The following is a 13,766-nucleotide window of genomic DNA, read 5'->3' as shown; positions in this document are numbered from 1 at the left end:
GCGGTCAGAGGGACTCGTAGGTACCGCCGACGATGTACTGACCGTTCGCCGCCAATGGCGAGCCGCCGTTGATCGTGTTGGCCGCCGTCGTGAAGGCCATCTCGACGCCGCCCTCGAGGGCGACCGCGTGAAGGCCGTAGCCGGTCTGCGCGAACTCCTTGCCGGTCGCCTCGGCGTACCCCCGAACCGGGGCCGGAATGCTCGCGACGAACTCGCCCGTGCCGGTCCCTAACCCGGCAAGGTTGGCGCGGACGCGCCACTGGATCGTCTTGCCGACCCGGCGCCAGAAGCCGAGGACCAACGCCGGTGCGACAAGCGTACCGGCACCCGCCCGCACGGTGGCGGCATAGGGGCTCCAGCCGGACAGGAACTCGTCGATGGCGACGACATCGATGACCGTTGCGCCGCCGCTCGGTGTGACCAAGTTGCGCCAGCCCCGTCCCGACAGGCGCGTCAGGGCCTGCAGGTTCACGAAGCCGGGCGCCGAGCCGAAGGGCGAGAAGTCTCGGGTTTCGACCTCCTCGCAGTTCACGAACTGGGCGAAGTCGCCGGCGGGCAGACCGTCCCGGGCCACGGGGAAGCGGTTGATGTTCTCGGCGACGATCTTGCCGACCGTGGCCTTGAGCGAACCGCTGACGTAGAGCGCGCGGCAGTTCGCGTTGCGGATATGGGCACCCTTGATAGTGAGGTTGCCCGCGGCGCCCTTCCCCACGTGGTTGCCGTCGGGCTTTAGGGGATCGAAGCAAATCGCGGCGATGGCCGGCCGCACGGGATCGCGCGACATGCCGATGTTGAACCCGTCGACCTCGCCGAGCACGACGTCCTCATAGACGGCGTATTCCAGCCCGAAGAACGATCCGCCGACCACCGCCTCGTAGAGGGTGTTGGAGACGCAGATGTCGCCGATGTTGACTTGCGTCATGCTGCTGCGGATGCCCGCCGCGCGGGTGCGGCCGCACCGGAAGCCGCTCTTGATCTGACAACCGATGCTGCCCTCGCGCACCAGCAGGTACCAGGGCGTCGCCGTGAAGGCGGGAAGTGGCGCCTGGGTGGTGAAGGTGTAGGTGCCGGCACCCGGGTTCGCGACGGGGTTGAGCGCCTGGGTGAAGACGATCCGGCTGTAGTTCGCGTTGACGATCTCGATCAGCTCGCCGTGCCGGGGGAGTGCCTCGAATGGAGCGAGATACTGTACGGTGAGCTGGTTGGGGCCGTCGCGCGAGATGACCGGCGCGATGTAGCCGGCCAGGTTGACCGCGTCGTCGCCGGTGTCGAAGACCTGGCCTCCAATCACCGAGCCCGCACAGTTGATGAGGTGCGGTCCGTCCGACGAGATCCCCATCTGGCGCTTGATGCCGTTGTGAAACCCAGCCTCGATCGTCATGTCCGACAGGATGCGGGCACGGACGCCGTAGATGCCTGAGCCCAGGCAGGAATGGAGCGTCACGGTCGAGGGGATGACGATGGTCTCGCAGTCGCGCGCGATGATGCAGTCGCGGCCGTACTGCCGGTGCTGGATCGTGATGCGCTGCCCGACGAGCGAGGGGATGCCGGAGAAGGCCTCGTTGAGGACCGCGGTGCCCGCCAGGTTGGTCGGGATGCGATAGCGGCCCGGCGTGCCGGCGACCGGCTGCAGTGGGGTATTCTCCCGCACGAAGACGAGGCCCTGGACGCCTTCAAGGAGGTTCCAGAGCGAGACGACGTTGAGGGAGGTCCAGGTCGGCACCCAGTCGAGCTGCACCTCGAGGTACTGCCCCGGCACCACGGCGACGATGCCGCCCTGATTGACCGGCGGGTTGAGCTGCTCGATCGTGAGCTCGCCCTCGAAGCCGCAGCGACCCTTGCAGCGGTCGAACCAGATCAGGCCGCAGTAATCGACCAGGCCGCCCTGGTCGTTCGACGTCGACCCGGTCAGCCAGATCGTCGTGGAGTTGAACTGCAGGATCAGGTCTTTCCCTTGCGTCATCACAAGGGCCGCGCCGTTGCCGCCGAGCGTGCCGCCGAGAACGAGGTCGCCGGCTGGGAAGATGACCTTCTGCAGCTTGAAGAAGACGGCCACCGCGATGGCGCGCTGAACGGCGCGGGTGCTCTCGACGATCTGGGCGTCGGTCGCGTTCTTGCCGATGGTCACCGTGCCGTAGTTTCGGACGTCGACCTGTCGGCTCAGGACCTCCTTGACCGTAATGGTGCGGTCGGCGAGCTCCGGCGTGACCTTGTCGGCCGTAAGCGAATACTCGACGAAGGTGCCGTCATCCGTGCCGATGCAGCGGACCATGTCCGCATAGTTCACGAACGGCTCGCCGTCATCGAGGACGCGGGAGCCGTTCATCCCAGGCCGGTAGCCTGGCGTGCGCGACCGGCGTTCCTTGACGCGATCGACCTTGACCGAGACGTTTGCCATCGATCAGCCCTCCAGGCCGCCGTCTACGGTGACGGTGATGAAGTCGGTGGGGAGCTGGGGGTCCGACGTGGTCGTGAGGCCGGCGCTGCCGCTGCTCTCACCCTCGCTGCTCATGCGTCCGGTGCGGGCGCGGACCCACGATCCGGGCGGCGGGAACACGGGCGGGGTGTTGTTCGCGTCGTTCGACTTGGCGCGCTTGCGAGCCACGTCTTCGAGCTTCACCAGGTCGCCCATCAGGCTCGTCGAGCCTGTGATCCGCTGGCACGTCTTCTGCGCCAGGCGGAGCGCCAGGTACTCGCCGAAGGTCGGCGACCAGCGCGACAGGTCGAGGCCATAGGCCGGGTCCGTCGACACGTACCGCACGAAGAGCGGATCGGTGTCGGTCCACCAGAAGCCGCTCTCGTCAGTGTAGCGGACGAGCGGGTGCGTGAACCGCTCGTCGGTCGCGACCGCCGTCGTCTTCAGCCAGTCGTTGGGCTTCTGGTAGGCGAGGCCGTACCCGAACCCAGGGGCGATACTCGGTACGGGCGCGAGCTGCACGGAGCGGATCGCGAACGACCACTTCGCCTGCTCGAGCGTGTAGAGGACGGCCGCGGCCCAAGCCTGATCCAGGGCACGGCGCGGCTCGCGGTTCTCAGCGAGAGAGGCGAGCCTGCGCTCGCCCAGGTGCCCCAGCGCCTCGTTGTAGAGGGCGAGCTTGTCCGCGGCCATGACGCGCGATCAGCCGATGGTCTTGCGGTGGTTGGTCAGCCACTTCTTGGCGGCCGCCTCGCTCGGGAGATCCGCGGTCAGGACCTCGCCGTCGGAGATGCGCACCACGCGCCACTTGTCCTGGACGTTGAACTCGGTGCGGAAATCCTCCGCCGGCGCCTCGGGGCGCTCGAGCTCGTCGTCGAAGAAGGCGCCCGACACGATGCCGGTCTTGATCGCGGTCCGATCCGCCGCGCGGACCAGGAGGACGATCATGCCGGAGAGGTCTTCCCTGACGCACTCGATGATGTCGCCGGGCTTCACCCCTGAAATGTTCATGAAGAACATCGGGTGGAGCACCTCCTCGACGGACGTGCCGATCTCGAGGACGCAGCGGTAGTGGTTCCGCTTGTGCTCGGCGTGGCCCATGCGGGGGTTCGTCATCTGGCGGGCCATGCGGCACCTCTTGGAGGGAAGCGGAAACGAGAAAGGGCGGCCCCGAAGGACCGCCCCTGTTTGGCGTCAGGCCGTGAGGCCCGGGCTTAGGTCGCGTTGGCGGCCGGCTGCGCCGCGCCGTCGGTGAGGTCGGCCGCGCCGGCGGCGGTGATCGACGCCACGTAGAACAGGTGCAGGACCGGAGGCGTGCTGTTCTGGCGGTAGCGCACGACGTCGCCGGCCTTCATGCCGAGGTCGCGGGCGTTGGAGATGTAGCCGGTGACGGCCACGACGGACGGGGCGTCGGAGCCGTCGAGGGCCCACTCGGCCGGGCCGCGATTGCCGATGTCCTGGTGACGCTGGGTCGGCGGGTTTGCAAGGCTGTAGGGCATCGATGTGCCTCCTGGATGTCGGATGGTCAGGAGGACCGGAGCGTTGCCGCCCCGGTCCTGATTAGGTCCAGTGGCAGGCGGCCTTAGCCGACGGCGGAGCCGTCGTGCGGCACGACGAGGATGCCCTTATTCTGAAGCACCTGCGAGCCCATGAAGATGGACGAGCGGGCCCAGGAGTAGTCATCCTCGTCGTTGTAGCCGGCGGCGATGGACGCCTCCGTCATGTTGGCGGCGTGACCGATGGCGGCCTGATGGAACAGGAAGCCTTTCTCGTTGGCGGTACCGACGCCGGGCAGGCGGTTCGAGAAGGCCCAGTTCACGCCCGCCCAGCGCTTGTAGCGCTGCACGGGACCGTTCAGCGGCTTGGTCTCGACCCAGTCCGCGGAGTTGAACTCCTTGATCTGGTAGAGCTCGGCGCGGAACGAGAGCGAGGCGAGCCAGAAGATGTGCTCCTCGTCCTCGACCTCGACGTCCTGACGACCCAGCTTCGCCAGAGCGTTCTGGACGAGGGCCAGCGTCGCAGCGCCGCCGGTGATCGTGTTCGTCGCGGTGTTGAGGGCCGCGATGATGTCGTCGTCGATCTTCCGGTTCATCACCTTGCGGGTCGACATCTGCATCTTGGCGCGGCCGTCGCCCTGCGACGCGAAGATGTTGAACGAGGTCTTGCGCGGCTTGTCGTGCCACTCGCGCAGAGTCAGCGTGACCTGGGTATCGTTGTCTGCGCGGGCCGGGATGGTCCCGTTGACGCCACGGGTGACCGCCGCTGCACCGCCGCTGTCGACGATGTCGAAGACGGCCTGGTTGCCCTTGGTCTGCGCGTCCACGGTGACGGCGGAGCGGAGCACGGACCAGCCCTGCTCGAAGCCCTCGATGAACTCGTCCTTGTACTGAACCGAATATGCGGTGTCGGCCATGACTGGCTCCTGGTGATGTGAGGAGAGCCGTGGGCGTCGGGTGGCCGGACGTGAGCGCACAGGTCGGGGTGGCCGCGCCGGAGCGCGGGGCCGGGTGCGGTCGTCAGGGGCTTCGCCTGTGGCGGGGATTTCCCGGCGGTGGCCGGAAACGAAAACACCGCCCGGGTGAGGGGCGGCGAATGAGGGGAGCTCTCGCCTCTACGGAGGGGAACTCGGGGATGTCAGGTGTTGGTGCGGGCGGGGCCTGCCAGGGAACCCCGCAATGCGATCCGCTCCGGAGAGCGTCCTACGGCCGGCAGACTTCCACCGTGTCACCGCACCAACAAAGACGGGCGGGGTGAGCTCTCGCTCGAACCGCCGCCCGCCATAGCGATCTGACACAGAACGCCCGTCGGCTCAACCGCGCTTGGCGGCCTGCCGTTGAGCACCGATCAGCTCGCGGTACCGGGCCTGGTTCTTCACGCTGTCCGGACCCTTCCAGTAGGCGGAACGCTGATCGGCCATCATCTTCTTCAGCTCGCCGAGCTCGTCGGCGACGGCCTTGCCTTGGTCGGTGACGCCGGCCGGCACAACGGTCGCCAGCGGGTTGAGCTCGCGGGCGGTACGGGCGAGCCACTGCAGCATGGCGGGATCGTCGCCGGCGCGGCGCCCGTCGGCCAGGCGACCGCCGAGGAGCCGATCGGCGAGGCCGTCGGGCGCGGTCGCGAGGAAGTTCTGCACCGTGGACAGGTTGCGGCGATAGTCCGGGCCCCAGTCGGCCCGGAGCTGGTCGTCGGCCTCCTGCTTGAAACCGGCATCCTGCTCGGCCTGGGCAGCGACCATCCGCTCCTGCTCTTGGGCGTACCAGTCGGCCGCCACGTTGAACTGCTCGGGGGTCCAGTTGTGGGCGTGCGCGTGCGCCTTGAAGCTGTCGAGTGCGGGCTTGTCGGCCTCACCGAAGACGTAGCCGTTCGAGGGCTTGGGCTCGTAGCCTTCCGGCTTCTCCGGGATCCCATTCTCCTTGCGGAACGCCTCGAGCTGCTCGGGCGTCGCGTCCTTCGGCAGGGGCGCCTTGGCCTCGCCGGCGCGGATCCGGAGCTGCGCCTCGTGCCCGGCCTTCGCGAAGTTGGCGGGCGAGGTGTAGCGCTTGAGCTGCTTGAGCAGCGCCTCGTCGCCGTTAGCCAGCGTCTCGCGCCAGTCGTCGGGCCACTTGGCGTCGCCGGCCTTGGCCGGATCGTCAGCGGTACCGCCGTCGGCCGCGAGCGTCTTGCCCGGGTCCTTGGGCGCGGCCGGGGTCGAACCCGTCTCAGCGGCTCCAGGAGCGGCCGCCGGCGGGGTTCCGGCCGGAGGCGTGACCTCCGAAACGACAACGGGCGCCTCAGGGGCGCCCGCGGGGGGAGTGACGATCTCTTCGGCCGGCGCGCCGGCGGGGGCTTCCGTGGTCATGTGCTCTCACTCTGCGGGAGACGGTCGACGTCGAAATTCAGGAGCCGCACGATCTGCTGCCCGACGAACTGCTTGCCGGACGCGAAGGCGGTGGCGCGGTCGCCCTCGGACCCGCCCGGCCGGAACGGCAGGTCATAGGTCGCGGCGATTTGGGTGATGATCAGCGCGAGCGCGCGCTTCTGCTGGCCCTCGCTGGCCTTGCCCTCCTGGAGGGCCTTGAGCGCGAAGACGTCGAAGCGATCGGGCGTGATCGGCGTCCAGGGCTGGACCGCCGGCGCGGGGACGGGCTTGCGGCTCACGGGTTCCTCGCGGAGGCGGTGAAGAGGACGGTGTCGGCGTCCTGCATCGTGACGGTCAGGACGACGTCGCGCGCGGGGCTCGGGAGCTTGTCCAGCGTCGCCGCGCGGATCTCGGCCGGGAGCTTGTCGAACCAGTCGGCCGGCCCCCTGGCCTGAGCGACCTCAACCCACATCGGATCGATGTCGGCGACGGCGCGCGTGGTGCTGAAGGCGATGCTCACACCGGAGCTCCTGCGACCTGGGCGAGCTGCGCCGCCTGCGGGACGAGGCCGGCCTCCTGGAGGCGCAGCGCGGCATCACCGACCGTCGTTGCGACCTGCGCGGCTCCACCGACCTCCTGCGCGGCCTGCGCCGCCTGCTGCTGCTGCTGCAGGCTGGCCCGGACCTGCTGCGCCTGGTCGTCGGGCGTGATCCACTTCGCCGGGACCTGGGCGCCCTCCAGCGCGTCGCGGAAGGCGGTGCGGACGTCCATCTCCACGAAGGCCTGCGGATCGATCTGTGTCGCCGCGGCGAGGAGCTGGCCGGCCTCAAGGAAGGCGGTGGCCTTGTCCCGGGTCTTGGCCTGCTCGAGCGGGCTCTCGAAGGTGAACTTGATCTCCTGTCCGCGGAGGCCCTGCGGCATGTCCATCAGGTTGCCGAAGGCGCCGTTCTCCAGGGCGAGGTTGAAGGTCTCCTCGGCCAGCGCGCCGTTGTATTCGATCTCCATGGGCTCGAAGAGCGGGAGCGCGGCGCGGATGAACTCCTCGACCCGGGTGCGGACCTCGGTCGCCGTCATGGCGCCGCCGGCGGGCGGCAGGTTGATCCGGTCCAGGTAGAAGGCCCGCTTGATCAGGCTCTCGTAGCGGTCGGCCATGTCGGCGCCGAAGGCGAGCTGGCCCTTGCCCTCACCGAGGACCCGGAGCGCCTCGCCTTTGCGCTCGTCGTAGTCAGCATCGACCCAGGTCACGCCGCCGGCGTAGGTATTCACGCCGCCCTGGACCATGTCCGCGACCGCGACCATGGCCGGGTTCACGGCCTTCTCGCCCGCCTCGAGGAGGGTGAGCGTGATCTTCTGCAGGAGCCGGGCATCGGCCAAGCCGACGACGGTGGCGGGGCTGTGCGCGTACTGCGACCCGGACACCGTCGCCCAGCGCGGGACGGAGAAGACGTTGCGCCGGATCGGGGTCTCCTCGAGCACCGTCTCGTGCTCGCAGTCGATGTAGATCCGCATGAACGGGAACTTGGCGGCGCGGCGGAGCGCGGCCTTGTCCGTGTAATCGTACTCGTCGAAGGGGATCACGATGTCCCGCAGCGGGATGAGGCGGTGCGGGTCCGTCTTGCAGATCTCGTCGATCTTCCGATCGTAAGTCTTCGGGAACATCTTGCGCACCGAGCGCGCCGGGATCTTCCAGACCCGGTGCATGGTGTCGACCTGGCGCATGGCGTTCTCGGCCCAGGCGCAGTCCTTGATGTGCCAGGTCCGGTACAGGATGCCGTTGCCGTTGGCGTTGAGCTCCTGGCTCATCACCGTCTGCCCGAACGCGGCGAAGTCCTGGTCGGCCTCCTTGGTCGCCCAGGTGAAGCCGGACTGCCGGTCGTACATGATCCGGCGCATGGTGTTGGCCTTGGCCTCGAGCCAGGCCTTCGACTGGACGTCGTTGGCGATCCGGTCGTCCTCGACCGTCATGCCGAACCAGTTCTTGCCGCGCGGCCGGAGCATCGCGGCGAACTGGTCGGCGAGCTCGCGGTGCGCGAGCACCGGCGCGCCCGTCATCAGGCCGCGGGCGAACTCCTCGCCGACGGCGCGATCGCGCGTGAAGTCGGCGCGCTGCGGGAAGAAGTTCTCCGCGATCTCCTGCCACAAGGACATGAGGGGAGCCCTCTGCGCGAACAGGGAGTCGCCCTGTCCACGCAGCTCTTTCACGCGCTGCTTCATGGTGCGTCAGGTCCTCGCCGGCGTCCGGATGGGTTCAGCGGCCGCCGAGCGAGCTGGCCTGATAGTCCGACGAGCCCGCGATCGTCGTCGACGCGCCGAGCGGAGTGCCGCTCTCCGGTGCCGTCAGGATCGTCGAGGCGCGACCGCCGCGGGACGCGGCCTCGGCCATGCTGCGGCGCCGGGCGGCGAGCACGGCCGGGTTCTGCTCGTCGGGCATGGTCGCGACCGGGGTCACAGCAGGAGCGCGGTTGCGGGAGCCGCCGCCGAATAGGGAAGCCATGAGGGTGTGCTCCGTCAGAAGATGAGGGCGAGCCCGGCAACAGCGCCGAGCAGGATCGAGCCGACCGTCAGGACGACGGATGAGATGAGGGCGACGTCGCGCCGGGTGAGCGCAGTGCTGTAGGTTTCGGGGAGCTGCGCCTCGATCTCCTGCGCCATGTACGAGAGCGCAGCGACGCCGAGCGAGGCCACGGCGAGGCGAGGCGCGGCCGTGGAGCCTTGCACCAGGCCGATCGCCACGATGGCGACCAGGTAGAGGGCGCTGTTGAGCAGCAGCCCGGTTCGGATCGCGGTGCGATTATCCATTGTCATCGTCTCCGCATGTGGGCGTAGCCCATGTTCGCCGTGGCCTGCAGGCCGTTGGACCGCCGCGCCTTCGAGCGCTTGGCGGCCCGGTCGCCCTCGCTGAAGAGCATGACCACCACGTCGCCCTTGCCGGGCGAGCGGCCGATCCGCTTCTTGATGTCTTCCTTGCTCTCGATCTTGATGCCCTGCCGGGTGAGCTCCCAGCGCACCGCGCAGAGGTCGGCCTTGACCTCGTTGCCGGGCGGGATGGCGACGATGGAGCCGCCCTCCTGGTCGGGGTCCAGGGCCTCGCGAAGACGCCAGTGCGCCTCGGCACGGCGGTTCACGAAGCCGAGCTTCGCGGCATCGTTGGTGATGCCCGTCGATCCCTCGGACCCGACAAACGCCGTCGCCTCGATGCTGTTGTCCTTGAGGCGCATCGTGGTCGCGCCACCATAGCCACCACCGCCGTCGACGATCACGGGGCAACCGTCGCGGCGCAGCGCCACTACGCGGCCGGCCATCATCGAGTGGTCGGCCGTCTCCTTGCCCTGGACGGTCGTGAATGGAGAAACCCATCCCCCGTACCGCGCGGCGATCTCGGCAGCGTCCGCGCCGCCGCCGGCAGGGTCCAGCGCGATCGCTGTCATCGCGAACCCGTTGCGACCCGTCTCGTGCCACCGCGCCTGTGCGGCGGTTACCCAGTCGGTAGGGATGAGCTGGAAGGCGTCATCCTTGATCTCGGCCTGGAAGTTGCCGTCGCGGTAGGCGGCCCGCAGCTCGGGCGGGAGCGAGTCCAGCGAGGCCTGGTAATTCGTGCCGGCGAGGTACGGGTTGTCCGAGAGCTTCGCGGGGATGAAGGTGCGGGACCGCGCGAAGACCTCGCGCCCGTCGATCATGTGGGGGCCGCGGCCCTCGACCTCGATGTCCTCGCCGTTCGATCCCGTCGTGTACCAGCGCAGCACGCCCGGCGCCGTCGGGTATTTCGGGTGGTTCTTGTCGAGCCAAGGGCCCCAGTATTCGAGGACCCAGAGGCCTTCCGGACGGGTCGGCGGGTTGCCGGCGCAGACCACGCGGCACCGCTGCCCGGGCTTGCTCGAGCGGTTCCAGGTGGTGATGAACTTGAACTGCGTGCGCGTGAAATCCGAGATCTCGTCGAACCCGTAGAGATCCTTCGCGCGGCCCTTGTAGCGCTCCTTGTTCTCCTCGAACTGGCAACCGCCGAACTGGACCTGGCGAATGCCGCCGTCGACCTTCAAGACGTGCTTCTGGCCGTTGTACGAACCGCGGTCACCGGCGAACCCGCAGGCCTCCTCGGCGAGCTCCGCAGCGTCTGCGTTCACTCGCCGAAGGATGAGGCTGCTCGTGTGCTCGTTGAGCGCCAGCCCAATCAGCAGGCCGGACTTACCCCCGCCCGCCTGGCCGCCGTAGTAGAGCTCGTCGGCCTCGGAAAAGTAAGCGTCGGTCTGCGGGCCCGGGTTGGGGATCAGCAGGAGGTCCTGCGTCGCCTCGACGGCGTCGCGGGTCACGGCTTCCCGTTCCGCCTCCGGGAGAACCCCGAGGGAGGTGATGAGCTCGTCGAGGAGCGACATGCTGGCGGGGTGTCTCCAAACGCAAACGGGCGACGCCTGGAGGAGCGCCGCCCGTTAGGTCCCGGATCTACAGGGCGTTCGAAGCCATGCGCACCGGGAGAGCCTGACTATTCGTCGAGAAAGGGCCGTCGGGTCAAGCCGGGTGCTGCTAAGGCAGCACGCAGCCCGGACTGAGGTCCCACGTCACGCCGGAGCCATCCTGCCGCTTGAGCGTGGAGCCCGGTGCGACGCCGGACAGGTCCGCGGACTTCACGGTCAGGTGGCCGCCGCTCTCGGACCGGAACAGGATGCACGGCCGGTCGCTGGTCACGATCAGCCGCTCGACCGTCAGTTTTGCGTTCTTCGCCAGCCACAGCGCGGCCCCGGCCGGGTTGTGGATGCGCAGCGTGCCGACCGTCACCTCGTCCCAGGCGCGCAGAGCCCGGTTGCACTCCGCGATGTAGCAATCGTCGACGTACCAGATCCCTTTGAGATCCATGCCGCCATCGGACGCGCCGATGCAGCGGCCGCGTCGGACGATGCCGCCCGTGCCGCCCTCCGTCGCGATACAGTCACCGTTCGTGTACTGCCCCGGGACGTCGGCCATGTAGAAGCCGGAGATCTCGAAGTCCTCGAACAGGTGGCCGGTGCCGTCATGGACCTCGATGCCCTCCGGCAGGTCCCTCCCGGTGTTGCGGTGCGCGCCGTGCTTGAGGATGACATCGTGGATGTGCCAGCGATCGCCGCGGACGCGGACGCCGCAGCGGAAGATGTCCTCCGCTTTCAGCCGGCCGATGGTGATGTCGTGGGCGAGCACGCCGGCATCGACCTCGACGATGCGGTAGCCGCCGCGCGTCGAGCGATCCAGGATGACGTGGCCGTTCTTCTGCGCCGTGCTGGAGCGGATGCGCAGGAGCGCCCCGTTCAGCGTGTCGGGATAGCCCACCGCAGCCGGCAGGGTCTCGGACCAGTGCGGGGCGGGAGGCGCGGCCTTGGCGGGCGGTAGGGTCGCCGCGGCATCGTCGGCCGCCGCGTAGAAGTGCTGCCCATCCTGCTGCCCGAGGTAGCGCAGGCGCGTGATGGGCCGGCCGGACGGGTAGAGGTAGCGAGCCCCATTCTCAAACTGATCGCTGCTGTTGGCGCGAAGGCGTTGTAGCGGTGTGGCGAACGCGATCATGGCAGCGTGATCCCCTTGGCGGTGGCGATTGCGCGGAGCTTGTTCTCCTGCGCGAGTGCTTGCGCGACAGTCAGGTTCGTGCCCGCCAAGAAATCGAAAGCCGCCATCTTGCCGTTGTAGAAGTTGGCGATGGACCCCAGCCGCTGCGCGCCGATCTGCACGCCGCAGACGTTCGTCGCGGTGTTCAGCGTGGCGGCGATGCTCGGCTTGGCTTCGACGCCATTGAGACGGATGCGCAGCGTCGTCCCGTCCTGGTGCATCTGGACCAGGGCCCATGTTCCGACCGGCAACGCGGTATCGGCAGTCAGCTCGAACGGCGACGTGCCGTTGACGTTGCCCCACACGGTCGCACGTATCCGGCCCTCGAACAGCGCCAGTTCCCAATAGCGAACTGGCGTCCCAGAACCCGTCGTCCGCGCGGCCAGGACGTACTTGAGCCCCGTGCCGGCGATGGCGTCGGGATTGATGACGGCCCCGACGGCGAGGCTGTTGCCGGTGAATAAGAGCGGGTCGCGGCTCTCAAGGTACTGGGCGCCGGAGAACTGGAAAACGCTGCTCGTGCCGTTGGGGGCGGTGGCGCGGGTCGGATCGTTCGTGGTCGTCGCGGCGTTGGCGCCCGTGATCGCCATTGCGCCCTTGTAGGAAGGGTCGCGCACGAACTGGACAGGCGTGCCCTCGTTAAGGTCGAGACCGAGGCCGCGCACGCTCGCCGGGATCGGCGCCGTGACCGTGGCGACGATCGCGTTCAGCTCGGCGCCGAGCAGCGCGTCCGTCTGCGCCGTCGTGCCCCTGGCCGCCTTGACCAGGTAGGTGTGGTTGCCGTCGGCCTGGGCGGCGAACGAGGTGTTGCCGGACGCATCCACGTTGACGATGCCCGGCGCGCTGCGCGTGTAGCGGTCGCCCAACCCGCGCACGAGCGCATCGAGCGAAAGCGGGTCGTAGGACTGGCGCAAGCCGCCGACGAGGTTGGTGCCGCTGCCCTCCTGCTCGAACTGGTCGAAGATCGCCTGCAGCGGGTCGGCGGTCGGGTCGGTGTAGAGCGGCGGGCCGGAGCGGACCGTCGCACCGATCTCGACGCCCGACCATTCGATGGGGATGTCGCGGATCGCGGCGAGCGCGGCCGTCGCGGCGACGCTGATCTTGGCGTTGGTCTCGGGCGTCGAGGTCGAGGGGAAGCCGCCGCCCATCTGGCCGATCTTGCGGATCTTGGCCTTGGCGAGCGCGGCGTTGGCGGGCGAAGCGCCGTACCAGGCCATGAAGTCGACCGGCGATCCGACGATGCTCAGGAGCACGGACTGATCCGGCACTGCCGAGAGACGGGCCGTCCACCCCGTCATGGTGTCGGGGTAATTGACGTTGGTGTTGTTCTGGATGCCGTAGGGCGTCCCGAATGCATCGCGCGCAATCTTCGGGAACAGGCTCGCCGTCGAACCGGACGGGACCGAGCTGACCGCGCCCTTGTAGACGTAGACCGGAACCGGAGCCCCGTACTTGCGCATCAGCGCGTCGATGCCGGCCGGGACGAAGGTCTCGTTGGCCGAGGCCATGACGCTGTCGATGACCACCAAACCCGCGTTCTTGTGCGCGATGGCCGTGACCAGCATCACCGCGTCATCGGGATCGGTGATGAAGTCGGTGCTGATGAAGAGGTACGTGACCCCGCCCGGCTGGACCGGAACCACCGGGGCGGCCTGGACCGTCCCGGCGCTGACCCGCTGCTGACCATCGATGACGATCGCGTTCCCGACCGGCGGCTTGGTCGCGAGCACGAACGTGACCTTGCCCGTGCCGTCGGCGTTCTGCGTCGCGAGCGCGGGACCCCCGGCCGTGACGTCGAAGAGGCTGGCCGCCGTGTTCGGCTTGAAGCCCGTGTAGACGTAGGTCAGCCCGTCGGCCGAGACGTTGGGGCTGGGCGAGCCTGAGCCGCCGCCGAAGGGTTTGCGGTAGCCCGCCATGTCGCTGTTCCTTACTGCCCGGGGAAGGTCG

Annotated in this window: 14 protein-coding genes; all 14 read right to left on the bottom strand. The window is 68.6% G+C overall.

The annotated features are described in order from the left end of the window. Positions 1 to 4 precede the first annotated feature (4 nt). Complete coding sequence (locus MFF55_RS00580) at positions 5 to 2,398, bottom strand: hypothetical protein (RefSeq protein ID WP_238242056.1); 2,394 nt, start codon at positions 2,396 to 2,398, stop codon at positions 5 to 7. Positions 2,399 to 2,401: 3 nt separating this feature from the next. Next, positions 2,402 to 3,109 (bottom strand): phage connector family protein, encoded by a 708-nt coding sequence (locus tag MFF55_RS00575; RefSeq protein WP_238242055.1) that lies wholly within the window; start codon positions 3,107 to 3,109, stop codon positions 2,402 to 2,404. A gap of 9 nt (positions 3,110 to 3,118) precedes the next feature. Next, positions 3,119 to 3,544, bottom strand: coding sequence for a hypothetical protein (locus tag MFF55_RS00570; protein WP_238242054.1), 426 nt, complete (start codon positions 3,542 to 3,544; stop codon positions 3,119 to 3,121). A gap of 86 nt (positions 3,545 to 3,630) precedes the next feature. Further along, positions 3,631 to 3,915, bottom strand: coding sequence for a hypothetical protein (locus tag MFF55_RS00565; protein ID WP_238242053.1), 285 nt, complete (start codon positions 3,913 to 3,915; stop codon positions 3,631 to 3,633). An 83-nt stretch (positions 3,916 to 3,998) separates the two neighbouring features. Next, complete coding sequence (locus MFF55_RS00560) at positions 3,999 to 4,829, bottom strand: phage capsid protein (RefSeq protein WP_238242052.1); 831 nt, start codon at positions 4,827 to 4,829, stop codon at positions 3,999 to 4,001. Between the two features lie 396 nt (positions 4,830 to 5,225). After that, a complete protein-coding gene (locus MFF55_RS00555) occupies positions 5,226 to 6,254 on the bottom strand; it encodes a hypothetical protein (protein WP_238242050.1) in 1,029 nt (342 codons plus the stop codon). Further along, the gene (locus MFF55_RS00550; RefSeq protein WP_238242048.1) at positions 6,251 to 6,553 is read right to left on the bottom strand and encodes a hypothetical protein; all 303 of its coding nucleotides are present in this window, start codon (positions 6,551 to 6,553) and stop codon (positions 6,251 to 6,253) included. The genes MFF55_RS00555 and MFF55_RS00550 overlap by 4 nt, the downstream gene beginning before the upstream one ends. Then, complete coding sequence (locus MFF55_RS00545; RefSeq protein ID WP_238242047.1) at positions 6,550 to 6,774, bottom strand: hypothetical protein; 225 nt, start codon at positions 6,772 to 6,774, stop codon at positions 6,550 to 6,552. Before MFF55_RS00545 ends, MFF55_RS00550 begins: the two co-directional genes overlap by 4 nt. Beyond that, on the bottom strand, positions 6,771 to 8,468 hold the full coding sequence (locus MFF55_RS00540; RefSeq protein ID WP_283206681.1) for a portal protein: 1,698 nt from the start codon (positions 8,466 to 8,468) through the stop codon (positions 6,771 to 6,773). Before MFF55_RS00540 ends, MFF55_RS00545 begins: the two co-directional genes overlap by 4 nt. A gap of 34 nt (positions 8,469 to 8,502) precedes the next feature. Next, complete coding sequence (locus MFF55_RS00535; RefSeq protein WP_238242038.1) at positions 8,503 to 8,748, bottom strand: hypothetical protein; 246 nt, start codon at positions 8,746 to 8,748, stop codon at positions 8,503 to 8,505. A 14-nt stretch (positions 8,749 to 8,762) separates the two neighbouring features. Continuing rightward, positions 8,763 to 9,053: a hypothetical protein gene (locus MFF55_RS00530; protein ID WP_238242036.1), complete on the bottom strand. Its 291-nt coding sequence runs from the start codon at positions 9,051 to 9,053 to the stop codon at positions 8,763 to 8,765. Positions 9,054 to 9,055: 2 nt separating this feature from the next. Next, entirely contained in the window at positions 9,056 to 10,624 is a 1,569-nt protein-coding gene (locus MFF55_RS00525) for a terminase (protein ID WP_238242034.1), read from the bottom strand. 148 nt (positions 10,625 to 10,772) lie between these two features. After that, positions 10,773 to 11,780, bottom strand: coding sequence for a hypothetical protein (locus tag MFF55_RS00520; RefSeq protein WP_238242031.1), 1,008 nt, complete (start codon positions 11,778 to 11,780; stop codon positions 10,773 to 10,775). Beyond that, entirely contained in the window at positions 11,777 to 13,735 is a 1,959-nt protein-coding gene (locus MFF55_RS00515; RefSeq protein ID WP_238242030.1) for a LamG-like jellyroll fold domain-containing protein, read from the bottom strand. The genes MFF55_RS00520 and MFF55_RS00515 overlap by 4 nt, the downstream gene beginning before the upstream one ends. Positions 13,736 to 13,766 lie beyond the last annotated feature (31 nt).

The sequence above is a fragment of the Methylobacterium iners genome (assembly GCF_022179305.1).
In the GTDB taxonomy this organism is placed as follows: Bacteria; Pseudomonadota; Alphaproteobacteria; order Rhizobiales; family Beijerinckiaceae; genus Methylobacterium; species Methylobacterium iners.
The sequence above is the reverse complement of the archived record's forward strand: the minus strand, read 5'-3'. Positions and strand labels throughout refer to the sequence as shown.